General features: G+C 69.4%; 24 protein-coding genes. 12 read left to right on the forward strand and 12 right to left on the reverse strand.

Going from position 1 to position 24720, the window contains the following annotated elements; all coding sequences use genetic code 11:
- Window positions 1-2 precede the first annotated feature (2 nt).
- Window positions 3-1034 (forward strand): medium chain dehydrogenase/reductase family protein, encoded by a 1032-nt coding sequence (locus ACWEKS_RS23150; protein WP_452341987.1) that lies wholly within the window; start codon window positions 3-5, stop codon window positions 1032-1034.
- 87 nt (window positions 1035-1121) lie between these two features.
- Here the strand turns inward: ACWEKS_RS23150 and ACWEKS_RS23155 are convergent, their stop codons facing one another.
- From ACWEKS_RS23155 to ACWEKS_RS23180, 6 genes are all read right to left on the reverse strand, one after another.
- The gene (locus tag ACWEKS_RS23155) at window positions 1122-3170 is read right to left on the reverse strand and encodes a CocE/NonD family hydrolase (RefSeq protein WP_452341988.1); all 2049 of its coding nucleotides are present in this window, start codon (window positions 3168-3170) and stop codon (window positions 1122-1124) included.
- A gap of 276 nt (window positions 3171-3446) precedes the next feature.
- On the reverse strand, window positions 3447-4184 hold the full coding sequence (locus ACWEKS_RS23160) for a phosphoglyceromutase (RefSeq protein WP_354846955.1): 738 nt from the start codon (window positions 4182-4184) through the stop codon (window positions 3447-3449).
- The gene (locus tag ACWEKS_RS23165) at window positions 4181-5104 is read right to left on the reverse strand and encodes an ROK family protein (protein WP_452341989.1); all 924 of its coding nucleotides are present in this window, start codon (window positions 5102-5104) and stop codon (window positions 4181-4183) included. The genes ACWEKS_RS23160 and ACWEKS_RS23165 overlap by 4 nt, the downstream gene beginning before the upstream one ends.
- 211 nt (window positions 5105-5315) lie before the next feature.
- Window positions 5316-5870 carry a YbjN domain-containing protein gene (locus ACWEKS_RS23170; RefSeq protein ID WP_452341990.1) on the reverse strand — a complete coding sequence of 185 codons (555 nt, stop codon included), beginning with the start codon at window positions 5868-5870 and terminating at the stop codon, window positions 5316-5318.
- Window positions 5867-7234, reverse strand: a complete 1368-nt coding sequence (gene mshA, locus ACWEKS_RS23175) for a D-inositol-3-phosphate glycosyltransferase (RefSeq protein WP_452341991.1) — start codon at window positions 7232-7234, stop codon at window positions 5867-5869. Before mshA ends, ACWEKS_RS23170 begins: the two co-directional genes overlap by 4 nt.
- Before the next feature lie 119 nt (window positions 7235-7353).
- Window positions 7354-8178 (reverse strand): alpha/beta fold hydrolase, encoded by an 825-nt coding sequence (locus ACWEKS_RS23180; RefSeq protein ID WP_452341992.1) that lies wholly within the window; start codon window positions 8176-8178, stop codon window positions 7354-7356.
- Between the two features lie 59 nt (window positions 8179-8237).
- Here ACWEKS_RS23180 and ACWEKS_RS23185 point away from each other — a divergent pair, with 59 nt between their 5' ends.
- From ACWEKS_RS23185 to ACWEKS_RS23205, 5 genes are all read left to right on the forward strand, one after another.
- The gene (locus ACWEKS_RS23185) at window positions 8238-8972 is read left to right on the forward strand and encodes an SDR family NAD(P)-dependent oxidoreductase (protein ID WP_354846970.1); all 735 of its coding nucleotides are present in this window, start codon (window positions 8238-8240) and stop codon (window positions 8970-8972) included.
- Window positions 8973-9111: 139 nt separating this feature from the next.
- Complete coding sequence (locus ACWEKS_RS23190; protein WP_452341993.1) at window positions 9112-10146, forward strand: 3-oxoacyl-ACP synthase III family protein; 1035 nt, start codon at window positions 9112-9114, stop codon at window positions 10144-10146.
- A 6-nt stretch (window positions 10147-10152) separates the two neighbouring features.
- Window positions 10153-11052: a hypothetical protein gene (locus ACWEKS_RS23195; RefSeq protein ID WP_452341994.1), complete on the forward strand. Its 900-nt coding sequence runs from the start codon at window positions 10153-10155 to the stop codon at window positions 11050-11052.
- A 30-nt stretch (window positions 11053-11082) separates the two neighbouring features.
- A complete protein-coding gene (locus ACWEKS_RS23200) occupies window positions 11083-11835 on the forward strand; it encodes a glycosyltransferase (RefSeq protein ID WP_452341995.1) in 753 nt (250 codons plus the stop codon).
- On the forward strand, window positions 11832-13403 hold the full coding sequence (locus tag ACWEKS_RS23205) for a class I adenylate-forming enzyme family protein (RefSeq protein WP_452341996.1): 1572 nt from the start codon (window positions 11832-11834) through the stop codon (window positions 13401-13403). Before ACWEKS_RS23200 ends, ACWEKS_RS23205 begins: the two co-directional genes overlap by 4 nt.
- Here ACWEKS_RS23205 and ACWEKS_RS23210 read toward each other — a convergent pair.
- The 3 genes from ACWEKS_RS23210 to ACWEKS_RS23220 all read right to left on the reverse strand — a co-directional run bounded on the left by ACWEKS_RS23210 (window position 13371) and on the right by ACWEKS_RS23220 (window position 17097).
- Window positions 13371-14609: a phthiocerol/phthiodiolone dimycocerosyl transferase family protein gene (locus ACWEKS_RS23210; RefSeq protein ID WP_452341997.1), complete on the reverse strand. Its 1239-nt coding sequence runs from the start codon at window positions 14607-14609 to the stop codon at window positions 13371-13373. The genes ACWEKS_RS23205 and ACWEKS_RS23210 overlap by 33 nt on opposite strands.
- Before the next feature lie 90 nt (window positions 14610-14699).
- A complete protein-coding gene (locus ACWEKS_RS23215; RefSeq protein ID WP_452342076.1) occupies window positions 14700-15908 on the reverse strand; it encodes a L,D-transpeptidase in 1209 nt (402 codons plus the stop codon).
- 97 nt (window positions 15909-16005) lie between these two features.
- A complete protein-coding gene (locus ACWEKS_RS23220) occupies window positions 16006-17097 on the reverse strand; it encodes a UDP-N-acetylmuramate dehydrogenase (protein ID WP_452342077.1) in 1092 nt (363 codons plus the stop codon).
- Window positions 17098-17141: 44 nt separating this feature from the next.
- On the opposite strand from ACWEKS_RS23220, the gene ACWEKS_RS23225 reads away from it, so the two are divergent.
- The 3 genes from ACWEKS_RS23225 (at window position 17142) to ACWEKS_RS23235 (ending at window position 18988) form a co-directional block, all read left to right on the forward strand.
- Window positions 17142-17627 (forward strand): DUF2505 domain-containing protein, encoded by a 486-nt coding sequence (locus ACWEKS_RS23225; RefSeq protein ID WP_379399578.1) that lies wholly within the window; start codon window positions 17142-17144, stop codon window positions 17625-17627.
- A 75-nt stretch (window positions 17628-17702) separates the two neighbouring features.
- Window positions 17703-18218, forward strand: coding sequence for a DUF2505 domain-containing protein (locus ACWEKS_RS23230; RefSeq protein ID WP_452341998.1), 516 nt, complete (start codon window positions 17703-17705; stop codon window positions 18216-18218).
- On the forward strand, window positions 18188-18988 hold the full coding sequence (locus ACWEKS_RS23235; protein ID WP_452341999.1) for a class I SAM-dependent methyltransferase: 801 nt from the start codon (window positions 18188-18190) through the stop codon (window positions 18986-18988). Before ACWEKS_RS23230 ends, ACWEKS_RS23235 begins: the two co-directional genes overlap by 31 nt.
- Window positions 18989-19012: 24 nt before the next feature.
- Here ACWEKS_RS23235 and ACWEKS_RS23240 read toward each other — a convergent pair whose 3' ends face one another.
- Together ACWEKS_RS23240 and ACWEKS_RS23245 are read right to left on the reverse strand one after the other, a co-directional pair.
- Window positions 19013-20503 carry a hypothetical protein gene (locus ACWEKS_RS23240; RefSeq protein ID WP_452342000.1) on the reverse strand — a complete coding sequence of 497 codons (1491 nt, stop codon included), beginning with the start codon at window positions 20501-20503 and terminating at the stop codon, window positions 19013-19015.
- A 72-nt stretch (window positions 20504-20575) separates the two neighbouring features.
- On the reverse strand, window positions 20576-21193 hold the full coding sequence (locus ACWEKS_RS23245; protein WP_452342001.1) for a hypothetical protein: 618 nt from the start codon (window positions 21191-21193) through the stop codon (window positions 20576-20578).
- A gap of 112 nt (window positions 21194-21305) precedes the next feature.
- Between ACWEKS_RS23245 and ACWEKS_RS23250 the strand changes: the two genes are divergently transcribed.
- Window positions 21306-22466: an LmeA family phospholipid-binding protein gene (locus tag ACWEKS_RS23250; protein WP_452342002.1), complete on the forward strand. Its 1161-nt coding sequence runs from the start codon at window positions 21306-21308 to the stop codon at window positions 22464-22466.
- Here ACWEKS_RS23250 and deoC read toward each other — a convergent pair.
- Window positions 22463-23122 (reverse strand): deoxyribose-phosphate aldolase, encoded by a 660-nt coding sequence (gene deoC / locus ACWEKS_RS23255; RefSeq protein WP_452342003.1) that lies wholly within the window; start codon window positions 23120-23122, stop codon window positions 22463-22465. The two genes, ACWEKS_RS23250 and deoC, sit on opposite strands and share 4 nt — an antisense overlap.
- 72 nt (window positions 23123-23194) lie before the next feature.
- Between deoC and ACWEKS_RS23260 the strand changes: the two genes are divergently transcribed.
- A complete protein-coding gene (locus tag ACWEKS_RS23260) occupies window positions 23195-23743 on the forward strand; it encodes a GNAT family N-acetyltransferase (RefSeq protein WP_452342004.1) in 549 nt (182 codons plus the stop codon).
- Window positions 23744-23825: 82 nt separating this feature from the next.
- Entirely contained in the window at window positions 23826-24707 is an 882-nt protein-coding gene (purU, locus tag ACWEKS_RS23265; RefSeq protein WP_452342005.1) for a formyltetrahydrofolate deformylase, read from the forward strand.
- The last annotated feature ends 13 nt before the right edge of the window (window positions 24708-24720 follow it).

A 24720-nucleotide genomic window follows, 5' to 3' on the forward strand; every position in this document is an offset into this window, starting at 1 on the left:
CGATGTCGAACATCATCGCCACCGAGGTAGTGCTGCCGGGACGCGTCGAGCCGGAGGGCTTGACCGTCATCGACCGCGAATTGCCGCCGCCGGGTACCGGCGAGGCGCTGATCCGCATGGAGGCGACGGGCGTGTCCTTCGCCGAACAGCAGATGCGGCGCGGCAAGTACTACGACCAGCCCGCGTTCCCGTTCGTGCCCGGCTACGACATCGTCGGTGCGGTACTGGCGGTGGGCGCTGGGGTCGATACGGCCCTGGTCGGCCGCCGGGTCGCGGCGCTGACCAAGATCGGCGGCTGGAGCAGCCATCTCACGGTGCCCGCGGGCGATCTGGTGCCGGTGCCCGACGGGCTGGCGGCGGACGCGGCGGAGACCTTCGTCGTCAATGGCATCACCGCCTGGCAGATGCTGCACCGGAAGGCGAAGGCCCGTGCGGGGCAGACGATTCTGGTGCACGGGGCGAATGGGGGCGTCGGCTCGACGCTCGTGCAGCTGGCGCGCGCCGCCGGGATCCGGGTGATCGGGACGGCGTCGGCACGCAATGCGGACGCGGTGGCCGCGCTCGGCGCACTGCCGGTGGACTATCGCGGGGACGTGGCGGCCCAGGTGCGGGCGCTCGCGCCGGACGGGGTGGACGCCGTCTTCGATCATGTCGGCGGTCCCGGCATCGTGGACTCCTTCGCATTGCTGGCGCCCGGCGGCACTCTCGTCTCCTACGGCAGCGCGGCCACCAAGGACGAGGAGGGCGATTCCCGGCTGCCGGTGCTGAAGCTGTTCGCCCGGCTGCTGTGGTGGAACGCGTTGCCCAACGGGCGGAATGCGTCCTTCTACAACATCTGGGCCGGACGCCGCCGGCTCGCCCGGTTCCGGGCCCAGCTCGCCGCGGACCTCGGCGCGGTGCTCGAGCTCGCGGAGCGCGGCGTGCTGCACCCCCAGATCGCGGCCCGAATCCCGTTGCGGGAGGCCACACGAGCGCTCACCCTCGCCGAATCCGGCACCGTCACCGGCAAAGTCGTCATCGTCGGCGAAGCCTGAACCTCGGCACCGATGCGGGCGAAAAGCAAAACCCCGGGTGTGCACGCCGTTGTGCACACCCGGGGCTTCGATCCCGGAGGGACGGATTCACCAGCCGGTGTTACCGCGGACCGGGATGTTCACGAAGCTCGGACGGTCGGGGTCGAGCTGGAGGTGTTCGGGCTTCAGACCGGTGTCGATGAGCATCGGCAGGATGGGCAGGCCCTTGGGGAAGTTGCCGGCGAAGACGTCGACGCGCAGGCGGTGGCCCGGCTGCAGAACGGCCTGGGTGCCGCCGAGGGCGATGTCGAGGGTGGTGGCCTCGCCGGGGACGGTCTCCTCGCGCTTGTCCAGGGAGGTGAAGGCGCGCGGGTCGGTGTAGTCCCCGTTGGCGGAGCGGGTGCTGTTGGCCTCGTCGACCTGGCGCAGCGAGGCCATGAGCTCGCCGGAGGTCAGCACGGTCGACTGGCCGTCGGGGGCGACATCGTTGACGGTGACGGTCCAGTAGCCGTCGGCGGCGTCCTGAACGGTGTTGAGGTGCACCGCGATCGGGCCCGAGACGGTGGTGGCCTCGGCCACCGGCGCGCTGGTGAAGGTGAGCGCGTTGGTCTCGGCGATGCGGGAGTCCTTGGCGCAGGCGTCGACCAGGTTCAGGATGCCCGCGGTGGCCTGGGCCGCGTCATTGGAGCAGACGGTGGACAGGCCGGGCGCGACGGTGAGCCGGTCGGTGTCGCCATTGGCGTCCGCGCTGAGCGAGCCGTCGTAGACGCTGTTCGCGGTGCCGGAGCGCTGCGACGAGAGGTACATGCGGCGGTAGTCGGCGGCCTCGGAAACCGGTGCGGTGGGCCCGAATCCGCCCTGGGTGTTCCAGCCGCCGCCCTGCTGCTTGAGAGTCACCGGCCCGTACTGATCGATGCCGTTGTCGATGCCCTTGAGCCACTTGTCGAACCAGGCGCGCTGCAGCACGTCCAGGCGCGGCGGCGCCCCGACCCGGTTGACATCCGCACCCGAGGTGACGTGGTAGGTGTTGCCCATGAGCAGCTGCTTCTGGCCGGGCGGCAGCGGAATCTGGTTGTAGATCTTGGATTCCGAGTAGGTGAACAGGTCGTGCCAGCCGCCGGTCACGAAGGTCGGCACCTGGATCTTGGCCGGGTCGCCCAGCCACGCCTGGCGTTCCTGGCTGAAGCCGTTGAGCATGTCCTTCACGCGCGGGTCGATGCTGTTCATGTCCGTGCTGGTGTAGGCCGACATGAGCACGTCGAGGTAGCCGAAGGGATCGTTGACGCGGTCCTGCAGCCATGTGAAGTCGAAGGCGCCGTTGGCGATCGAAGCCAGGTCCGGCACCCACTTGAGGCCGTTGATGGCGCTCAGCCACAGCGGAATGAAGTTGAAGCCGAAGCCGCCGCCGGGCGCGAGCACGTCGTCGATGAGGTCACTGCCGGGCACGATGGGGAAGATGGCCCGCAGCGCGGGCGGCTGCTTCTCGGCGGCCTGCACCTGGTTGATGGCCGAGTAGGACAGGCCGTTCATGCCGATGCGGCCATTGCTGAAGCCCTGTTTGGACGCCCAGTCGATGACCTCGACCGTGTCCTGCTGTTCGCGCCCGCGCAGCATGTCCCACTCGCCCTGCGAGAAGCCGGTGCCGCGCACGTCCACGACGACCTGCGTGTACCCGGACTTGATGAGCTGGCGGTCGACGGAGAAGTTGCGGAGTTCGCCGTTGCCCGCCGCGTTCAGCAGTTCACCGAAGCCGGTGAGCGGAGTGCCGTCGAGGTGGATGTTGCGGAAGACGTCGAGGAGCGCGTCGGACAGGCCGGGGATGGAGAAGGCGCTGTCGGCGACGTTCGACACCAGCTTGGTGTAGGGCGTCATATTGACGACGGTCGGCGTCGGGGCATCGATGGGATGACCCGCGGCGTCGGCCGGGTGGTAGACATTGGCCTTCAGGACAATGCCGTCACTCATGGTGATCGGGACGTCCCAGTCGATGAAGACGTTGGGGTACTGCTGCTGCCCGTCCTCGGTGGTGGTCCATTCGGCGCCGGCGGCACCGCCGTCGGGGCCGGTGGGGATGGCGGCATCGGCGGTGATGCCGGCAACAGGCAGGAGCAGAGCGACCGCGGCGGCCGAGACCGTGGCCCGTAGCGCGTGCTTCATCGAACGTGATCTACCTCTCGCAAAATGGTCGAACGCCCAGCAGCATATCTACTGCGAAGTAAGTTGCAAACCCCGGTTACAGACACCGATTTGAACCGGCGACGCTTCGGAAAATTATTTTGCGAGACGGGGAAATACCCTACGGTCACGTAGTGAGACGCGGATCACAGCCGCGGATAAGGCATTCCGATCGAGGCTTCGACGCGAAAACCTCGCCGGAAATGAAAAACGCGCTGTGACCGCATAATCCGGTCACAGCGCGAGTTTCGTTTCGAATTACTTGCCGCCCTGGCCGGCCACGGCGGCGGCGCCCGCCGCGGCGGCCTCGGGGTCGAGGTATTCGCCCTTGCCGATCGGCCGCAGGTTCTCGTCCAGCTCGTACTTGAGCGGGATACCCGTAGGGATGTTCAGCTCGGAAATCTCCTCGTCCGAGATGTTCTCCAGGTGCTTCACCAGGGCGCGCAGCGAATTACCATGCGCGGCAACGAGAACCGTCTTGCCCGAGCGCACATCGGCCGCGATGGTGTCCTCCCAGTAGGGAACCATGCGGGCCACGACGTCCTTGAGGCACTCGGTGCGCGGCACCTCGATGCCGGCGTAGCGCGGGTCGCCGTCCTGGCTGTACTCGCTGTCCACCTCGATCGGCGGCGGCGGGGTGTCGTAGCTGCGGCGCCACAGCATGAACTGGTCGTTGCCGTACTGCTCCTTGATCTCCGCCTTGTTCTTGCCCTGCAGCGCGCCGTAGTGGCGCTCGTTCAGGCGCCAGTCGCGGACCACCGGAATCCAGTGCCGGTCGCAGGCGTCGAGGGCATTGTTGGCGGTGCTGATGGCACGGCGAAGCAGTGAGGTGTAGACGATATCCGGCAGAATCCCGTGCTCGGCGAGCAATTCACCGGCACGCTTGCCTTCCGCGACACCCTTGTCGGTGAGACGAACGTCCACCCAACCGGTGAACAGGTTCAGGGCATTCCATTCGCTCTCGCCGTGGCGCAGCAACACGAGGGTGTACGTCATGAAGTCATCCTCCCACGCGGGGTTTCGCCTGCATTCGGGGCCCCGAGGGCGAGAATCGCGGCACCCTGCAGGGTGGCCTGATCGGTCAATTCGGACGGCACCACGCGCAGTCCGCGCAGAAACTTCAGCCGCGCGTGTGCCGCGGCGGCGGTCCGCAGCGAACCCCACAGCGGTTCGCCGGATTGCGCGAAGCCGCCCCCGATGACCACCAGATCGGTGTCGAGCAAGGCGGCGGCCGAGGCGACAGCCGTCCCGATCGCGGTGCCCGCGCGCTCGAGGGCGGCCACCGCGATCGGCTCCCCCGCGTGCGCCGCGGCCGCGAGCTCCACCCCGGTCGTTCCGGTCCAGCCCTGCCGCCGCGCCCAGCGCACCGAGGATTTGCCACTTGCCACGGCTTCCACACACCCGAATCCACCGCACGCGCAGGGCTCGTCCCGACCGGGCACGACAATATGACCGACGTGCCCGCCATTTCCGGTGCGTCCCATGACAACCCGGTCATCGGAGATGATGCCGCCGCCAATTCCCGACGAAACAGTCATGGCGAGCACATTCGGCACCCCGCGCGCAGCCCCGAAGCGCTGCTCGGCCAGCACCAGGCACACACCGTCGATGGCGAACCGAATCTCGGCCTCCGGAAACAATTTCCGCACCGCATCCACGATCGGAAATCCCTCGGCCCACTCCGGAATATTGAGCGGCCCGCAAACTCCGGCACCCACATCCACCGGCCCGGCCGACCCGATGCCCACCGCACTGATGCGGGCATCCCCGGCAACATCGGTCAGCAATGCCCGGCAGGCATCCCACACCCCGGATTCCGGTACCGCGATCCGCCGCGGACTCCCCACCGCTCCATCCGAATCCACGGCCGCCGCCGCGAATTTGGTCGCTCCGATATCCAGCGCTAATACCGTCATCGCCGACCGCCTCCTGTGCGCTTCCGTGTCCCGATGGTCCGGCCGATTGTCGCGCACGGAGCTCGTTCTCCGTATGCCACGGTGACAACTGATTTCGCAACGGTCGGGGTAACTCGCCGGGGACGTCCGCAATCGGTCGGCTCCCAGCCTCCGGCACGCGTTGCCGACGCCGACGGCGCTCGGCCGTGCACTGAAGTCTCGGGGAGGCGGGTCAGTCCACCAGGTGTTCGAAGGCGCGGAGGTTCTTCAGCGACTCGCCGCGGGCGACCCGCCATTTCCATTCCCTGCGAATGGATTCGGCGAAGCCGAGTTCGAGGAGGGTGTTGAAGTCGGCGTCGACGGCCTCGAGGATCTGGCCGAGCCAGCGGTCGAGTTCGTCGGGGGTGACACGGTCATTGGACATGCGGCCGACCAGGTAGATGTCGCCGACGCGGTCGATGGTGTAGGCCACGCCGTAGAGGCGGCGGTTGCGGCGGAGCAGGAATTTGTAGACGCCCTCGAAGTTCTCGTCGGGCTTGCGGCAGACGAAGGACTCCATGCGGACGCCGTGCTTGCCGACACTGACGCCGATGACGGTCTTGAGCTTGCGTTCACCGGGGAGCACCACCACGAACAGGTCGGGGGCGTCGCGGGTGTACTCGATCTCCCGTTCGCGCAGCGTCTCGTCGATGAGTTGGGCGGTGGCACGGGCGGTTTCGTCGTTCAGGCCGCCGGTGCTGGCATGCGGGCGGGGCGTCCACTCCTCGGTGCGGTCGGCCTCGCTCATCTGCGTACTGCTCCCATCCGACGCCGCCACAGCGCCAGCGATCTGGCGTGATTGCTGTCGGTGTGCAGGTTACCGCTGTGCGGCCGGGCGGCCGGCGCCTGGGCGAGCGCGGCGGCATAGCTGTCGAGCAGCGCCTCGGCCGTGTGCGCCCAGGAGAAGTTGGCGGCGTGCCCGACCGCGGCCCGGCCCATGTCCTCGAGCTTGCCCGAATCGTCGAGCAGCGAATGCAGGGCCGCGGCCCAGTCGCCGGTCTGGTGGCCGGGGACCAGCAGGCCGGAGACGCCGTCGTGGACGGCGGTGCTCAGCCCGCCCACATCGGCGGCGAGCACCGGGGTGCCGCTGGCCTGCGCCTCGATGGCGACCAGGCCGAAGGATTCGTTGTAGCTGGGCACGGCCACCAGGTCGGCGGCCCGGTAGACCTGTACCAGCCGGTGCGCGGGCTGGGGCGGCAGGAAGGTGACGCGGTCCGAAATGCCCAGGGCCGCAGCCAGTTCGATCAGGGCCTCGGGTTTCTTCAGTCCGCTGCCGGACGGGCCGCCCACGATCACCACGCGCAGCGGGCGTTGCGGCGGGGTCGGCAGGGCGGCCTCCTCGGCCAGCACCTGGGCCGCCGCGCGCACCAGCACGTCGGGGGCCTTGAGCGGCTGGATGCGCCCGATGAAGGCGACGATGCGCTCGTTCGCGGGCAGGCCGAGTTCGCGGCGGGCGGCGAGCTTGTCGCCGGGCTGGTAGCGGGTCAGGTCGGCGCCGGGCAGGGCCACATCGATGTGGTCGGGGTCCGCGCCGTACAGCTCGATCAGCTGCCGGGCCTCGTCGGCGGTATTGGCGACCAGCCGGTCGGCCTCGGCGACGATCTGCTTCTCACCGATCTCGCGGACCGCGGGCTCGGGGCAGTCGCCCTCGGCGAGGTAGGCGTTCTTGACCGCGGCCAGGGTGTGAGCGGTGTGCACCATGGGCACCCGCCAGCGGTCGCGGGCCAGCCAGCCGACCTGACCGGAGAGCCAGTAGTGCGAGTGGATGAGGTCGTAGTGGCCGGGCAGATTGCGGGCCTCGGTGCGCAGCACCTCGGCGGCGAAGGGGCACAGCTGGGTGGGCAGATCGTGTTTGTCGAGCCCCTCGAAGGGCCCGGCGGCCACCGTGCGGACCAGCACGCCCGGCGCGGCCTCGACCACCGGTTCGTCATTGGAGGAGGTGGCCCGGGTGAAGATCTCGACCTCGGTGCCGCGACGGGCCAGCTCGATGGCGGTCTGCAGCACGTAGACGTTCATGCCGCCCGCGTCGCCGGTCCCGGGCTGGGCGAGTGGTGAGGTATGCACCGATAACACGGCAATTCGATTGGGCCGTAGGTCCAGGCGCTGACTCACCACTCCAGTGTGCACGGGGGTAGTAACACCCCATGCACGGGTTACCTTCCCAAGTGAGGTCGGTCACAACTCGCGTGAGTCGCTCGCGGGCTTCGTCCCCGAACTTCCGCGATGCGCGATTACCCCAGCGCCTCAACGAAATTGGTGATCTCCGTCACGAACCGGCGGGGATCCTCGATGAAGAGGCCGTGCTGCGCGCCCTCCCAGTAGGAGGTTCGCACGTCCGGCGCGGCGCCGGCGATGTAACGGCCGTTCTCGATCGGCACGACCGGGTCGGCTGTGCCGTGCAGCACCAGCACCGGCACGTCCAGGCCGCGCAGGGTCTCGGTGTTGTCGACGGTGCGATAGAACAGGGCCTTGCGTACCCGGGGCAGAGTGGCGATGCTCCCGCCGAGCAGGCGCTGGGCGTCCACGCCCTTGTCGCGGCCGGGCCCGGTATTGGCATTGCCGAAGGCGGCGAAACCGCGCATGGCCTTGCCCGCGCTCTCGTCGAAGACGTCGGGGATGGCCTTGCTCATGCCCGGACCGGTCTCCGCGCCCTGGACGCCGCGGCCGATATTGGCCTGTGAACCGGTGTAGACGACGCCCGCGATCGCGCCGGTCCCGTAGGCGGTCAGGTAATCGGACAGCACGATGCCGCCGTAGGACCAGCCCAGCAGGATCGCGCCGGAGGAGATGTCCTCGGCGGCGAGCACCGCGGCGATATCGGCTGCCCAGTTCTTCGGGTCGTCGTATCCGGCCTCGGGAGCGTCGGAGTAGCCGTGGCCGCGCAGGTCGACGGCGATCACCCGGAATTGCTCGGCGAGCAGGTCGGCGGCCTGCCCCCAGCAGCGCAGGTTTCCGGACCAGCCGTGCAGGAGCACGAGCGGCCGGGCCCCCTCCGGACCGGTGACCCGGTAAACGATGGTCGTGCCGTCCGCGCTTGCTACTTCCCGAATCGCCATAGGAGTGAGGCTAACCACCCGCGACGCACCGGCGACACGCCCTGCCTAAGCTCAGGGACATGAGCACTCGTACCGCTGTGGTGACCGGAGCCAGTTCGGGTATCGGCGAGGCAACCGCCCGCGAACTCGCCAAGCAGGGGTACCACGTGTACGTCGGCGCCCGCCGGGTCGATCGGCTGGAGCAGCTGGCCGCGGAGATCGGCGGGACCGCACTGCCGCTGGACGTGACCGACGAGGAGTCGGTGCGCGCCTTCACCGAGGCCGTCGAGCGCTGCGATGTGCTGGTCAACAATGCCGGCGGCGCGAAGGGCCTGGCGCCGGTGCTCGAGGCGGATCTGGACGACTGGCGCTGGATGTGGGAGACCAATGTGCTGGGCACGCTGCGGCTCACGAAGTCGTTGCTGCCCAAGCTGATCGCCTCCGGTGACGGCCTGATCGTCACCATCACCTCGGTGGCCGCGTTCTCCACCTACGACAACGGCTCCGGCTACACGTCGGCCAAGCACGCGCAGGCGGTGCTGCACCGGACGCTGCGGGGCGAGCTGCTGGGTCAGCCGGTGCGGCTGACCGAGATCGCGCCGGGCGCGGTGGAGACCGAATTCTCGCTGGTGCGTTTCGGTGGCGACGCCGAGCGCGCGGCGAGTGTGTACCAGGGCATCGATCCGCTGGTCGCGCAGGACATCGCGGAGATCGTGGGCTTCGTGGCCTCGCGCCCGCCGCACGTCGATCTGGACACCATTGTCGTCAAGCCGCGCGATCAGGCCGAGGCGGGACGTTTCGCCCGCCGCTCGTGAAGTCGCCTCTGCGGGGGTAGGTCAAATGGTGTTGTGCCGCAATGTAGTTCACCTCACACGATCTGAACCATAGATTTTTCAAATCCGAAATACCGGCACTGCTAGCGTCGCCCGCAACCGAGGGCTGCTTGGAGTGAACATGGTGAGATCACGAATCGAGGCGGTCGGGTCCTATCTGCCCGACACCGAGATATCGACCGCGGAGTTGCTGGCCCAGCTGGCCGTCGACTCCCCCATCGACCTGGAGCGCATCAGCGGCGTGCGGCACCGCCGCCGCTGCGCCGAGAACGAGGATTCCCTGAGCGTCGCGCTGGCCGCGGCGCGGACCGCGCTGGACAATTCGTCCTATGACGCTGCCGATCTGGACATCGTCATCTCCTGCTCCATCACCCGCATTCGCGACGGCGAATTCTGTGTGGAGCCGTCCTTCGCACTCATGATCCGCAATGAACTCGGTGCGACCGGGGCCATCCACTTCGACGTCTCCAATGCCTGCGCGGGCATGATGAGCGGAGTTCTGGTGCTGGATCGCATGATTCGTGCGGGCATGGTGAAACGCGGGCTGGTGGTTTCCGGGGAGTACATCACGCCCATCTCCGACACCGCCGTGCGTGAGATGTCCGAGAAATACGATCCGCAGTTCGCCTCGCTGACCGTCGGCGACGGTGCGGCCGCCGTCATTCTGGACAGCGAAGGCAGCGCCGACGAGGGCATCGACTACATCGAACTCAATACCAGCGCCGGTTTCGCACAGTTGTGCCTGGGCATGCCCAGCGACCGCAGTTCCGGCATCGCGCTGTACACCGACAACCGGGCGATGCACAATGAATCCCGTTATCTGCTGTGGACCACCCGGCAGCGGGATTTCCTACGCGAGAACGACAGCAGTTTCGCGGCGGAGGGCTACGACCACGTGATCCATCATCAATTCAGCGCACCCGCGGTGGAATTGGTATCGAAGATCGCCGAACGCGAATTCGACGCCCCGGTGCCGCCCGCGCTCATGGTCCTGGACCGCTATGGCAACACCGCATCCACCTCGCATTTCGTGGTCTTACACGACGCGCTCAAACAACAGCGGATAGCGTCCGGGGCGAAAGTACTGATGGTGCCCGCGGCTTCCGGCGTCGTGGCCGGGTTTCTGTCGGTGACGCTCGGCGACCTTCGGGTGTGATGCAGCATGGGAATCGTCATTTCTTCCGTAACCACCGAAATCGGCGGCGGCAGCTCCATCGAGCAGGCGGCGGCCGCGGCGCGCCGGGCCATCGCGGAGGCCGGCGCCACGCCGGAGCAGATCGACGCGCTGATCAATACCGGCGTCTATCGCGACTCGAACATGGTGGAACCCGCCATGTCCGCGCTGATTCAACAGCAGGCCGGCATCGGGCTGGAGTATCGCAGCGGCGATGTGCCGTGCCTGTCCTTCGACCTGATGAACGGTGCCTGCGGCGTGCTCAATGCCATCCAGGTCAGCCAGGCGCTGCTGGAGGCCCCGACCGTGCACCGGGTGCTGCTGGTCTCCGGTGACGCGCATCCGTCGAAATCCCCCGAACCGCAGCCGGGCTTCCCGATCAAGCCGGTGGGTGCGGCCATGCTGCTGGAAAAGCGGCCGGGCACAGCCGGATTCGGGGCGCTGCACATCAGCGCCACCGACGGGCGGCCCGCCGCGGAGGGCTTCGTGCGGCTGTCGGAGATGGGCTCGACCGGCCGGTCCTCGATCACCGTGAACCGCACCGGCGATGTGGAAGAGCTGCTGCACCACGCGGTTTCGGCAGCGTCCGAGGCGCTCGACGTGGCCGACGCTCCCCCCGCGCGGACGGTGCTCATCTGCGGGCGGCCCACCCCCGGATTCCCCGCACTGCTGGCCGCGCGCCTGGGCATCGCGCCGGAGGCGGTCAGCGCCGACGACACCGAGCACTCCGCCTCCCCGCGCTTCGACTCGCACACCTCGGCACTCCCGGTGGCGTATCTGGCGGCCCGCGACAGCGGCAAGCTCGATCGGGCCGACGTAGCCTTGTTCGTGGCCGCCGGGGCCGGGCCGTCGGCCGCGGCCATCGCCTACCGCCTGCCGAAACCGTAAGCCGGGGCGAGGAATCCGCCGGGAGGGGCCATGAACGAACTGTGGGTGATCGTGCCCGCCTACAACGAGGAGCACGGCATCGCCGGCACGCTGTCCGCCCTGGCCGGGCAGCAGGACCGGGACTTCACGCTGCTGGTGGTGGACAACAACTCCACCGACGCCACCGTCAAGGTGGTGCGCGATTTCGCGGACACCCATCCGGGCCTGCGCGTCGAGGTGATCACCGAGCTGCGCAAGGGCACCGGCGCGGCCGCCGACACCGGCATGCGGCACGCCATCGCGGCCGGTGCGACCCGGCTGGCCCGCACCGACGCCGACTGCCTGCCCGCCCCCGACTGGACCGCGCGCATCCGGGCCGCCTTCGACTCGGGGCTGCGGCTGATCAGCGGGCAGCTGATCCCGCGCTCCGACGAGGGCGTGCGGCTGCGTGATCGCACCATCATCCTGGTCGCGCTGGAGGTGGCCTCCCTGTTCGGGAAATTCCGGCCCGGCAACCGCGATCCGCGCTACCTGGGCCCGTATGTCATGACGCCCGGCTGCAATATGGCCATCACCGCCGAACTGTACGAGGCCGCGGGCGGATTCCCGCGCACCGCCATCGAGGAGCTGCACGAGGATCGGGCGCTGGTGAACGCAGTGCGCACGCTCACCACCGACTACGGGCTGCGCCGGGACGTGCGGGTGTACGGCTCCAACCGGCGCGTGCGAGCCTGGGGTGTGCGCAAGACTCTCGCCTGGTACGCCGACCATCGCTACAAACCGGAGCTGGTGGACATCCGGTGAACGCTGGATACCCCTCGGCGGGTGAGGATTTCACCACTCTGCTCCGCGAGCAGGTGCTGCGCACCCCCGACGCGCCCGCGCTGGGCATGATCGGCGAACCACCGCTCAGCTTCGCCGAACTCGACGCCCGCGTCCGGCTGGTCGTGAAACGCCTGCACGGCATGGGCTTCCGGCCCGGCGACCGCATGCTGTTCTCCGTCCGGCCCTGCGTGGACGCCGTGGTCATGGTGTTCGGGACCATCGCGGCGGGTGGCACCATCGTGTTCGTGGACCCGGGCGTCGGGCCCGAATTGTTCGCGCGCCGCATCGAATTGGTGCAGCCGAGCTGGGCCGCGACGGAATCGCTGCTGTACCTGCTGAGCGGGCCGCTGCGCGGGTTCGGCCGCCGGCTCGGGCTGTCGCTGCCGGAGTTCGGGCAGCTGCCGGTGCGGCATATCCGCTGCGGGCCGTGGCTACCGGGCACGCCGCGCGGGGCCCTCCTGCTGCGGCAGCTGGTGGGTTCCGAGCCCGGTTGGCAGGGTCCCGCGACCACATCGACCTTCGATGCGCCCGTCGAGGACCCCGACGCCGAGGCGCTCATCGTCTTCACCTCCGGCACCACCGCCGACCCGAAAGCCGTTGTGCACACCCGCGGTTCGCTGGGCGCCGGTCTGGCGGCCATGGCGGGCTGCACCAGCCTCATGCCCGGTTCGCACCTGCACACCGAACAGCTGATGATGGGGCTGCCCGCGGTGCTGGAGGGCGCACGCTGGTCCATGCCGCGGTATCCGCGCTTCGGCACCCACATCGACCCGATCAGCTTCGCGCGCACCCTCGACACGGCGACGCACGCCTTCTTCACCCCCGCCGACCTGGCGGTGGTGCTGGACGCCATCGAGGCCGGGCGACTGGTCGCGCCGGTGCACCTGGAGGAGATCTCGCTGGGCGGCGCGCCGGTCACCACCGCGCTGCTGCGCCGCGCCCGCGCCGCCCTCCCGGACACCGAATTGCTGGCCGTCTACGGCATGACCGAGATCCTGCCGGTGGCCATCACCTCCGGCGCGGACAAGCTGGCCTTCGAGGGACCCGGTGACCCGCTCGGCCCACCGGTCGAGGGCGTGGACGCGCGTCTGGCCGACGACGGCGAGCTCATCCTCTCCGGCCCCAATCTGTGCCGCGGCTACCTCGGGGAACCGCCGGTGAAGGAGATCGCCACCGGCGACCTCGCCCGGTTCGAGGGCGGCACCCTGGTGCTGATGGGCCGCAAGAAGGACATGATGATCCGCGGCAAGACCAATATCTATCCGGGCCTGTACGAGCCGGCCATCGCGGGCGTCGAGGGCGTACGGCAGGCCATCATGGTCGGCATTCCCGACGAGATCGGCGACGAGCGCATCGTGCTGGCCGTGGTGGCGGACCCGGACGCCTCCGATCTCGAGGACCGGCTACGCCGCGAATTACCCTCCCTGATCGATGTTTCCGCGCTGCCGGACGACATCGTGCTGGTCGCGGAGATCCCGTTCGGCGGGCGCACCAGCAAGCCCGACCGGGCCGCGCTACGCGCCCGGCTGGTGCAGCGGCTCGGCTGACGGATCCGGGCGCTCGCGCAGCGCGGTCAGCATCGCGTCCGCGAAATCCGCCGCCCGCCGCTCGGACAGGACCGGTTCGGCGTAGCAGAACCCGAGGCGCATTTCCCCGTGCGCGGTCGCGACCGCCACCGTCAGCACGCTCACACAGGAATTCGACGCGGCCAGCGTCAGCCCCGAAAGCCGCCATGCCCCGGCCGTTTCCGGGAGTTCGACCCGCCCCAGATTGGTGACCGACACATTCCACGGCGCCCGCCGATCCACCAGGTCCGCCAGGCGCCGGCCGGATTCCAGCGCCCGCGGCGTCCCGAATCGCATGCCCGCCACCGTCGCCAGATGCCGCCGCTGCCGCACCCCGCGCTCGAGTTGGCGTTTCACCGACCGGGCCGCGGTCCACAGCGGAACTCCGAACGGCACGAATCCGACCAGCACCGGCGCATAGATCCCCGGCTCATCGCCGGCCGGACGCGGGGAGAGCAATTCCCGGAAATCCACGGGCGACGCGATCCCGGCGATTCCGCTCCCCCCGGAATTCGAGGCGCCGACCGCGGACGCCGCCGCGGCGGCCAGCGCCCCGTGCACGGTGACTCCGGCGCGCCGGCAGTCGGTTACCAACGCCGCCAGCGCTTCCCGATCGAGCACCCGGTGCACGACCCTGGTTCGCCGCTCCGGTAGCGCCGCCCGCGCACCGGCCACGCGCTGCGGCCGCTGCCCGAGCGCCGCCACCTGATCGAACAGCGTCGCATACGCCCACCGCCACCACCCCCGCGCCCCGGCGGGAATCAGATCATCCGCGGCCGGAACCTCCGCACGCTCCGCCACCCCGGCACTCGCCCCCGCCGCATGCCCGATCAGCTTCTGCAGCAACGCCATCAGCGACCGGCCGTCCACGATGAGGTGCGAGATCGTGAGCACGACGTCATGGAACTCGTCCGATGTCCCCGCGCCGACGGCGATATCGACAATGCGGGCCAACCCCTTCGCGGTATCGAAGGGATCAGCCATCTCGGCATCGATCTCCCGCACCCACGCCTCGGAGTCGTGCGACTCCATGCGCCGCACCGGAATTCGCGGCTCAGGCACAGCCCGGAACCACGGATCCCGGCCCGCCTCGTCCACTACCCCTACCCGCAGGAGCGGATACTCCGCCACCAGCGCAGCGGCCGCCTCCTCCAGCCGCCGCGCCGCAACCCGCCCGTGAACCCGCACGCGCCCAGTGCAATTCGACGGCGAGATCCGGTCGATGATCCAGAACCACCGCTCCGAAGGACTCAGGGCGCGCATGTCGCGGAAGGGTTTTCAGCGGCCGCCGACGGGCTGGGGCGGGAGCGGGGTGGCCGAGATCTGGTTCTTCGGCTCGCCCTGTAGCGCCGAGAGGCCCTTCCAGGTCTCCCAGTCGATGGTCCAGTCGTAGATGTCGCCGTCCGCCGCGGAGAGCTGGATGCGGGTGCCGGTGACCTCGACCGGGTCGCCGTAGAGGGCGGTCGGGAAGTAGGCCTGGGCGTCGGTCGGGTTGAGGTTGATGCAGCCGTTGGTGACGTTCGAATTGCCCTGGGCGGACACCGATTCCGGATTGGCGTGAATGAACTCGCCATTGTTGGAGATGCGCACGGCCCAGCGTTCCCGCACGTTCGTGTAGAACGGCGGGTTGGACATCATGAAGTCCTCGTACTTCTCGGTCACCACGTGGATGCCGGAGCGGGTGACATTGCGGTCCTGGTTGCCTTCGCCGTAGCTGCAGGCGAAGTCGAAGACGGTCTGCCCGTCGCGCACCACCTGGACGCGGTGGGTGGGGGCGGCGGCCTTCACGATCTGGGCGCGGCCGATACGGAAGTCGGAGGTCAGGTCGGAGTCGCCGAACAGCCCACTGCCCATGTCCATGCCGTACAGCTTCGCGCCGACGTGCACGGTGGTGCCCGGCTGCCAGTACTCGCGGGGCCGCCAGTGCACCCGGGAGCCGCCGTTTTCGTCCTGCAGCCACGCCCACGAGCCCTCGGTCTCCGGGGTGGCGGTGACGACGAGCGCCTTCTCGACCGCGGCCTTGTTCTCGACGTGCCCCTTGAACTGGAGCATGATCGGCGCCGCGATGCCGACCTCCTGGCCGTCACCGATATTGATGGTGGCGGGCGCGGTGTTCTTGGGGCTGATGGTGGTGAACTTGCCGTCGATGGCCACCGGCTTGTTGTCGGTGCCGATGGCGGTGCCGGACCAGGTGTAGGTGGCGCCGTAGCCGAGCGGTTCGTTCACCGTGAATTTGCTGTGAGTGGCATCGAAGGTGCCGGTTACCTGCTTGCCATTGGAATTGGTCAGCGCCAGCTGATCGATGCGGCCATTGCTGACCGTCGCCGACACCGCGGTGGTGGGGTTGACATTGTCGGTGCCGCTACCCGGCTCCAGCTTGACGGACGCGATCGGAGCGGCCGGCTGCGCGGGGCCGCCACCGCCCTTGTTCGACGACGAACACGCCGCCGCGATCACTGCCGTCGACGCCACCAGAGCGGCCCGCATGGCCGCCCGGCGGGACAGTCCTCGATTACTCACTCGCTCGACCCTACCCCCGCAAACCGTGTATTCCGGACGCTGAATTGGTGGCGAAAGCCACTCGCTACAGGCTGACTCCCACGGTCACAGGTTCCGGATCCAGATGAATGCCGAAGCGCTCAGCAACCCCCTCGCGAACCGTGCGGGCGAGAGTCACCAGATCGGTCGCGGTAGCCGCGCCCCGATTGGTCAGCGCCAGCGTGTGTTTGGTCGACAACCGCGCTGGAGACCCGTCGCCCGGAAAGCCCTTGGCGAAGCCGGCGCGCTCGATGAGCCAGCCCGCCGAGAACTTTACCCCGCCGTCCGCGGGATAGGTGGGCACGGCGACGTCCGCCCCCAGATGTGACGCGATCGCCGCGCGCACCGCGGCCACCTGCGCATCCGGAATCACGGGATTGGTGAAAAACGATCCCGCACTCCAGGTGTCGTGATCCGCCGGATCCAGCACCATGCCCTTGCCCGCCCGCAAACGCAGCACCGCGGCGCGCACCTCCGCCGCGGGCCGGGACTCGCCTTCGGTCGCACCGAGCGCATTGGCCAGTTCGCGGTAGGCGAGCGGCGCACTGGAACCGTCAGCACGCAGGGCGAATTCGACCGCCAGCACCACGGCGGCGGCACTGTGCTTGAGAACCGAAGTGCGATAACCGAATCCGAGCTCCTCCGGCCCGGCCCAGCGAATCTCGCCGGTCGCACGGTCCAGCAACCGGACCCGACGCAGCAGACTCGCCACCTCGACACCGTAGGCGCCGACATTCTGGACCGGTGTGGCACCGGCCGAACCGGGAATTCCGGACAGGCATTCGAGACCGCCCACACCGGCCGCCACGGTCGCGGCCACCACCGCGTCCCAGTTCGCGCCCGCCGCGGCGATCACCGTGTCACCGGTGATCTCGACGTCCTCGGTCGCGATCCGCACGACAACCCCGTCGAACCCGTCATCCCCGATGAGCAGGTTGGAGCCGCCCGCGATGAGCAGCATCGGAATTCCGGCCGCGTCCAGTTCGCGCACGGTCGCCACCAGGGCGTCGGTGGTCGCGCAGTCGGCGACCGTGGCCGGACCGCCGACCCGCAGGGTCGTCAGCTCCGCCAACGGGACCGCGGCACGCAGCCGCGCACCGGTCGCCGTCAGCCGGTCCCGCAGGTCGTCGAACGACACCACCCGAGAAGTACGCACAGGCACAGACGGTAGCCTGTCCGACCATGGCGACACCTCTGGCCTTCACTGCGCACTCGACACATCCCATGGCCGCGGTGCGCGCGGCGTTCGCCGACGAGCAGTACTGGAAGGACCGCATCGAGGCGGTCGGCGGCCCCAATGCCCGCATCGAGAACCTCGTCATCACCGGTGACCAGGTGCGCGTCGACATGGTGCAGACGATTCCGGCCGAAGAGCTGCCCGCGCAGATCACCGCGATCAAGCCCGACGGCCTGACCATTCCGCGCACCGAGACCTGGCACGGCAGCGGCGGCACCGTCGAGGCCCGCGTGGACGGCGCGCCCGCCACCGTGAACGGCACCCTGACCGTCACCGATAACGGCTCCGGCTCCACCTTCGTGGTGGACGGCTCCATCGACGTGAAGATCCCGCTGTTCGGCAAGAAGATCGAGGCCGCCATCCAGCAGCACCTCACCGAACTGCTGGAGCGCGAGGCCGAGTTCACCGACACCTGGCTGAGTTCGCATTGAGCACCCCGGTGCACGGCCGGCGACCCGCCCCAAGGTCGCACTGACCGGGGTCGCCCGGCAGTAACCTGAGCGATCGTGGCACGCCGACTCGACTACTCCGCGCGGTATCCGCTGCACACCACCCGAGAGGTGTACGCCGCGATGATGAACCGCGAGCACTGGGATGCCCGCATCGAGGAACTGCGCAAGCACTCCCCGAACGACATCGTCAGCCTCGACTCCGGGGACCACGGCATCACGATCGAACTGCGGCACGTGCTACCCCGCGACACCCTGCCCGAGATGGCGCAGATGGTGGTACACAGGGACATGGTGATCACCCGCCGGGAAACCTACGGCCCCTACGGACCCGAGGTGACCGGCGAGTACACCGCCGAAATCCCCAACAGCCCAGGCACTCTCGGCGGCACCATGCGTTTGTTCCGCACCGAGACCGGTTGCACGCTGCGCACCTCCTCGCGGGCCCAGGTCCACCTTCCGTTCTTCGGGCGCAGGCTCGAACAGCTCATGCTGGTCAACCTGGTGGACCTGTTCCGCGCCGAAGCCGAGGTGACGAAGGTTTGGCTGGATCAGCAGCACCCCGTCGCGTAACCAAGCCGATCGGCACGATCACCCGCGGCACCACCGGCATCAACCGGCTGCGCCGCGGCGATCGCTGGATGGCGCACGACTCGCTCGTCGCCGGGCGATTGCTGGATGCCGCGGATCCGCTCGTGGTGGATCTCGGATACGGCGCCAGCCCCGCCACCACCCTGGAGATGGCGGCCCGGCTGCGGACCGTCCGGCCGGACCTGCGGGTGGTCGGCCTGGAGATCGATCCGGAGCGCGTGGTTCCCGGCCGGGACGGGGTGGTGTTCGCGCGCGGCGGTTTCGAACTCGCGGGCCTGCGGCCGAGCCTGGTTCGGGCTTTCAACGTGCTGCGCCAGTACCCGGAATCCGCTGTCCCCGAAGCCTGGTCGACCATCCAGTCGGGTCTGGCTCCGGACGGCCTCCTCCTCGACGGCACCTGCGACGAACTGGGCCGGCGCTGCGCCTGGATCCTCCTCGACCGCACCGCGCCCCTCTCCCTGACCCTCGCCTGGGACCCCTTCACCGTCGGCACCCCCTCCGACATCGCCGAACGCCTCCCCAAGGCCCTCATCCACCGCAATGTCCCCGGCGAACCCATCCACACCCTGCTCACCGCCGCCGACCGCGCCTGGGCGGTCGCCGCGCCCCTGGCCCCCTACGGCCCCCGGGTCCGCTGGCGGCACGCCTCGAACCTCCTGCGCGAGCAGGGTTTTCCGCTCCGCCGCTACCGCCGCCGCCTGCGCGACAACCTGCTCACCGTCCCCTGGTCCGCCGTCGCGCCCCTGCCCTGAGCGGATACGCCGGCCGCACGCGGATCAGGGCAGCTTGTGGCGCAGCTCCTGGATCGTGCCGGAGATCGCCGCCGGGGCCAGCAACGAGCGCGGGGCGAAGGGCTGCCGCCAGAGGCCGCCGTGGGCCGCGCCGGCGGCGAAGAGGGCCTCCGGGTTGGCATTTCGGGGTTCGTCATCCGCGAACAGATCCGCCACCAGCTTGGCGGCGAGCAGGGTGCGGGCAGTGGCGGGGTCGAAGACCTCGATGCCGAAACGGGAGGCGGCACGGTATGCCGTAGTGCGCCAGGGGTATTCGCGGGCGACGCTGCGGGTCCAGGCGGGCGGGGCGACGGTGAAGGACACGGTGTGCTCCGCCGCCCGGGCCAGGACGGCTCGCCAGCGCGGAAGACGTTGGGCCAGGGCGTAATCCGGTCCGGCCAGGGCGGGCAGATTGTCGAACAGACCCCAGGCCCCGCCCTCGGAGTCGAAGATCGGGCGCGTGTAGTTGAGGCGATAGAGCGAGTGGGGGGCCAGGCGATGCAGGAGATCCTGGGCGCTGCCACGGATACCGCGGTCCGCCAAGCGATCCCGGGCCGCCGCCACCACGGAGGCGGGCACGGCGTAGGTGTCGGTCGGCGAGCCGATCAGCGCCAGTACGGCATCGGAATGATGCCGCAGCAGGGTTTCGGCGAGCACGTCGGACGCGGCGGCGAGCCGGACCCCGGCCGCCCCGGGCAGCCCGGCATACAACCCGAGCACCGGCCGGGCGTCACTGTGCGCGGTGATCCACCTGACCAAAGCGGGAAAACTCCGGGAGATGTCCACGCCGGGTTCGCCGTCCGCGACCGGGAACCGCATGACCCCCGCCCCGGCCTTCGCGACCGCCCGCAACCGCTCCCATCGCACCCGGCCCGGCCGATCCACCGCGAGCACGTCCGCGCCCCACCCCAGCAACGGCCGCAACGGGCCGATCTCGGCGGCCGCACCGGTCACCGTCACCCGGAAACCGGGCAGCCGCAACCATTCCGGATGATCGACGACCCGCTCGATCGCCGCCACGAAGTCGGCTTCCAGAATCCCGCGGGTCTGCCACTCGGCCAGGCGCAACCGCAGCGCGTCGTCGGCCAGCAGCAGCCCGCGCCACGGCACCTCGAGGCGTTCCACCGCGGGGGCCTCGCCCGGGACCTCGGCGGTCTCCAGGACCGTCCCGCCGGCCTCGGCGTCCACATCGACGGTGTCCAGCGCCGCCACCGTGCGCCCGACCGTGAACCGCAGCATGTGGCGCACCGCGCCCAGCCCCGCCTCGGCCATGCCGATCGAAACCTCCGGCGCGCCGATGGCCAGCGCTGTCATGCCCCGGAAAACCCGGTGGTAGCCGCGCCGCCAGTCCCGGCAGGTCTCCACCGACTGCGCCAGATCGGCGTCGTAGGGCCGGATCGCGTCGGCGACCACGGCCGCCGAGAACATGTCCGCGATCCGCTCGGGCGGGCCCGGCGGAAACACCAGATCCCACACGTCAGCACCGACCGTCCCCATGAACAGTCACCCTGCCATGAAATGAGCCGCCGCAAAACTCGACGACCACACCGCGAAAACCCCGGGAGGCCCCTAACGCGGGTCCTCCTGGGCGCGGGTCAGGGCCCGGTGCAGCCGGGCCGCCGTGGCCGGATCCAGAGCGGTACTGGCGGAACGAATCTCGGCGCGGGCGCAGCGGTGGATGGCGACGGCGTCGGCCACCACCTCGTCCAGCGCGGCCTGCCCGATCCCGGCCTCGGCCAGATCCAGCACGGTCCGCAGCGGCGTGGTCACCAGGAAGGCCCCCGCCGACTCCACATCCGTGCGGGCGAAGCTGCGCCGCAGCACCACCAGCCGCGGCGACAGCGGGAACCGCCCGACCCGCGCCGACAGGTGCACGAACCGCGGCCGCAACCGTCCCAGCCCGTGCAGTTCGGCGGCGCTGTGGTGCGAGACCGCCGCGGCCCCGTCGAACCAGGCCGACCACATGGCGTACTCGTCGAGCGGCCCGTCCGGCCAGTCGGCCATCCGCAGCAACCCGACCCCCGAACGCACGATGCTGCCGTCCCGCAACCCGTCGCGAATCCGGACCTCACATCCGGTGCGCAGCACCTGACGGGTGGTGAAATACCCCGCGTGCCGCGCGGCCTGCTCCCGCAACGCGTGCCATCCGTACTCCGGATCGGGCTCCGGTGCCGCGTTCCCAGCCATGACATTCAGGATAAGCGGCACCCATGTGCGTTATGTCACAATCCACGCCTGTGAGCCGACACCTCACAGGATGCACAGAGCTCACTCAGAAAGCTCGGGAAGAATCGCCTCCATGAATCCGGAACCCACCTCGGACGACGCGATCAAGCGCGACGCCACCGTCGCGCAGCCGGACAACCCTGCCGCACAGGCGGTCGAATTCGGCAAGCCGGACAGCACGCCCACCGAAATCCTGGGTGCGGAGCACGACTCGCCCACCCAGGTGCTCAACGGCCAGGGCGCCACCACCGACTGGTGGAACGACCCCACCGCCCAGCACGGCGCCCAGCCCACCCCCGGCCTCGACGCCCAGCCCACCCAGGCCCTCCACCCGGGCGAGGCGGCCTACGCTCTCGGCGCCACCACCGGTCCGGGCCACTCGACCGGTACCGCGCCGACCACGGTGCTGCCGGCCGGCACCGACACCTCCGGTTCGATTCCGCAGCCCGGCGGCACGCAGCTGCCGCCCGGCACGCCGCCGCCCCCGATGAACGGCGGTGGCGGGCAGGGCGGCTCGTCCGGCAAGCGACGAAATCGCAAGCGGACCCTGCTCATCGTGGGCCTGGTGTCGACGCTGCTGGTGGCGGGCGGCCTGGCGGGCGGTGAGGCCTACGCCCGCAACAAGGTCGAGAAGTGCATCAGCTCGCAGTTCCAGGCGCAGATGGGCTCCAAGATCGATGTGTCGTTCGGCTGGAAACCGCTGCTGCTCACCATGTTCGACCACAAGGTCGGCTCGGTGACGGTGAACAGCGACGACTCCAAGTTCGGCCCGGCACAGGGCATGGTCGTGCACGCCACCTTCAAGAACCTCGAAATGTCCGATGGCGGCCAGCAGGCCACCGTCGACAGCTCCACCGCCGATGTCACCTGGAGCACCGAGGGCATCACGAAGACGCTGGGCGGCTTGGTCTCCGGCACCACCGCCGATCCCGGCTCCGGCACGCTGAGCTTCGCGGTGCTGGGCGGCCTGGCCCAATTGCAGGTCAAGCCAAAGATTGTCGGCGACAAGATCGAGGTCGACACCCTGCAGGCCGCACTGCTCGGCTTCGGCCTGCCCACCGATCTGGTCTCGGGCATCGTGGATCTCATGACGCAGAGCCTGCAGAGCTACCCGCTGGGCCTGCAGCCCACCAAGGTCGAGGTCACCAAGGACGGCCTGCACGTCGCGCTGCAGGGCGGGCACACCGAGCTGAAGGCCGATCCGAACCAGCAGCAGCAACCGATCGACTGCTAGTCCGGAAACCCTTCCAGCACTTCACGAGACCGCGACAGTCCCAGCCGCGTGGCGCCGGCGGCGATCAGTTCCGCCGCCTGCGCCGCGCTCCGGATACCGCCGCTGGCCTTCACCCCGAGTCGCCCGCCGACGGCCTCCGCCATCAACCGCACGGCATGCGCGCTCGCACCGCCCGCGGGATGGAATCCGGTGGAGGTCTTCACGAAATCCGCGCCCGCCCGCTCGGCGGTCCGGCACACCTCGGTAACGGCTTCGTCGGTGAGCGCGGCGGATTCGATGATCACCTTCAGCAGCGCCCGATCCCCGATCGCCTCGCGCACCGTGACGATGTCCGCCAGCACCGCGTTGTAATCACCGGCCCGCGCCGCGCCAACGTCGATGACCATGTCCACCTCGGCCGCGCCCTGGTCCACCGCCAGCCGCGCCTCGGCCCCCTTCACCAGCGAATGATGTTTGCCGGAAGGGAAACCCGCGACCGTGGCCACCACCAGACCCGGCGCACGCACCGGCAGCATGGACGGCGACACGCAGATAGCGAACACGCCAAGTTCGCGCGCTTCGTCCACCAGCGCGGCCACCTCGGCGGGTGTGGCATCGGGCGACAGCAGGGTGTGATCGATCATCGCCGCCACGTCACGACGGGAAATCTGTGCCATGAGCACCGAGTTTGGCACACGCCCGGCGAATTTCGTTGCGGGCCGCCACCGTTGTCGCGCAGACTTGTAGGCGTGCTGATCCGTCGTGAACGTACCGGCGATGCCGCCGCGATCGACGCGGTGCACCGCAGCGCCTTCGGTCGCTCCGCGGATGCCTACGGTGATACCCCCTCTTCCGAGCCGATCGGCGACCCCGTCGAAGTCGGTCTGGTCCATCTCCTCCGCGACGACGGATCCGCCTGGATCCCGACCCTGTCGCTGGTGGCGGAGTTCCACGATCAGATCGTCGGGCACGTCTGCCTCACCCGGGCCGGCATCGGCCCGTTCCCGGTGCTGGCGCTGGGCCCGATCGGCGTCCGCGCCGACCATCAGGGCAAGGGCATCGGCTCGGCCCTCATGCACGCGGCCCTCGGCGCCGCCGACGCGCTCGACGAACCACTGGTGGGCCTGCTCGGCAGCCTCGAGTACTACCCGCGCTTCGGTTTCGTCCCGGGCAGCCGGCTGGGCATCGTCCCCGACCAGCCGGAGTGGGCCACCCACTTCCAGGTCCGCCCGCTCACTGCCTACGAACTCGAGATCAAGGGCGAATTCCGCTACGCCGACGCCTTCTACATGCTGTGACCGCGGCCCGGCCTGCGATGAGCGGGGCGACTGAATCACCCCTTCGATCCGGTGCCCGGCGGTTGCTGGGAGGATATCCGGTATGAGTTCCACCCTGGACGACCGCCGTTACGTGCTCACCCTGGGCTGCCCGGATCGTCCCGGCATCATCGCCCGCATCACCTCGTTCATCGCCGATTTCGGCGGCTCGATCGTGGAGGCGGGCTATCACTCGGACCTGGAAACCGGGTGGTTCTTCACCCGGCAGGCGATCGAGGCCGCCACCGTGCCGTTCGATCTGGACGAGCTGCGCCGCCGCTTCACCGCCGTCGCCGCCGACCTCGGCCCGGAGACCGACTGGCAGGTGCACGACTCCGGTGAACGCCGCCGCGCGGTGCTGCTGGTCTCCAAGGACGGCCACTGCCTGCACGACCTGCTCGGCCGGGCCACCAGCGGCGAGCTGCCCGCCACCATCGAGGCCGTCATCGGCAATCACCCGGACCTGGCCGGCATGACCGAGGCGCACGGCATCAAGTTCCACTACGTGCCCTTCCCCAAGGACCCGGCCGAACGCGGCCCGGCCTTCGAGCAGGTGCGCGACCTGGTCGACGCGCACGACCCGCACGCCGTGGTGCTGGCCCGTTTCATGCAGGTGCTGCCGTCGGAGCTGTGCGAGCACTGGGCGGGCAAGGCCATCAATATCCATCACAGCTTCCTGCCGTCCTTCGTCGGCGCGCGCCCCTACCACCAGGCCTTCGCCCGCGGCGTCAAGCTGATCGGCGCGACCTGCCACTACGTCACCGCCGAGCTGGACGCGGGCCCGATCATCGAGCAGGACGTCACCCGCGTCGACCACTCCGACACCGTGCGCGACATGGTCCGCCAGGGCCGCGATATCGAGCGGGTGGTGCTGGCCCGCGGCCTGCGCTGGCATCTCGAGGGCCGGGTGCTGGTGCACGGCCGCCGCACCGTCGTCTTCGAATAGGACCCGAAAAGCC

This window comes from Nocardia sp. NPDC004711, from assembly GCF_053601595.1.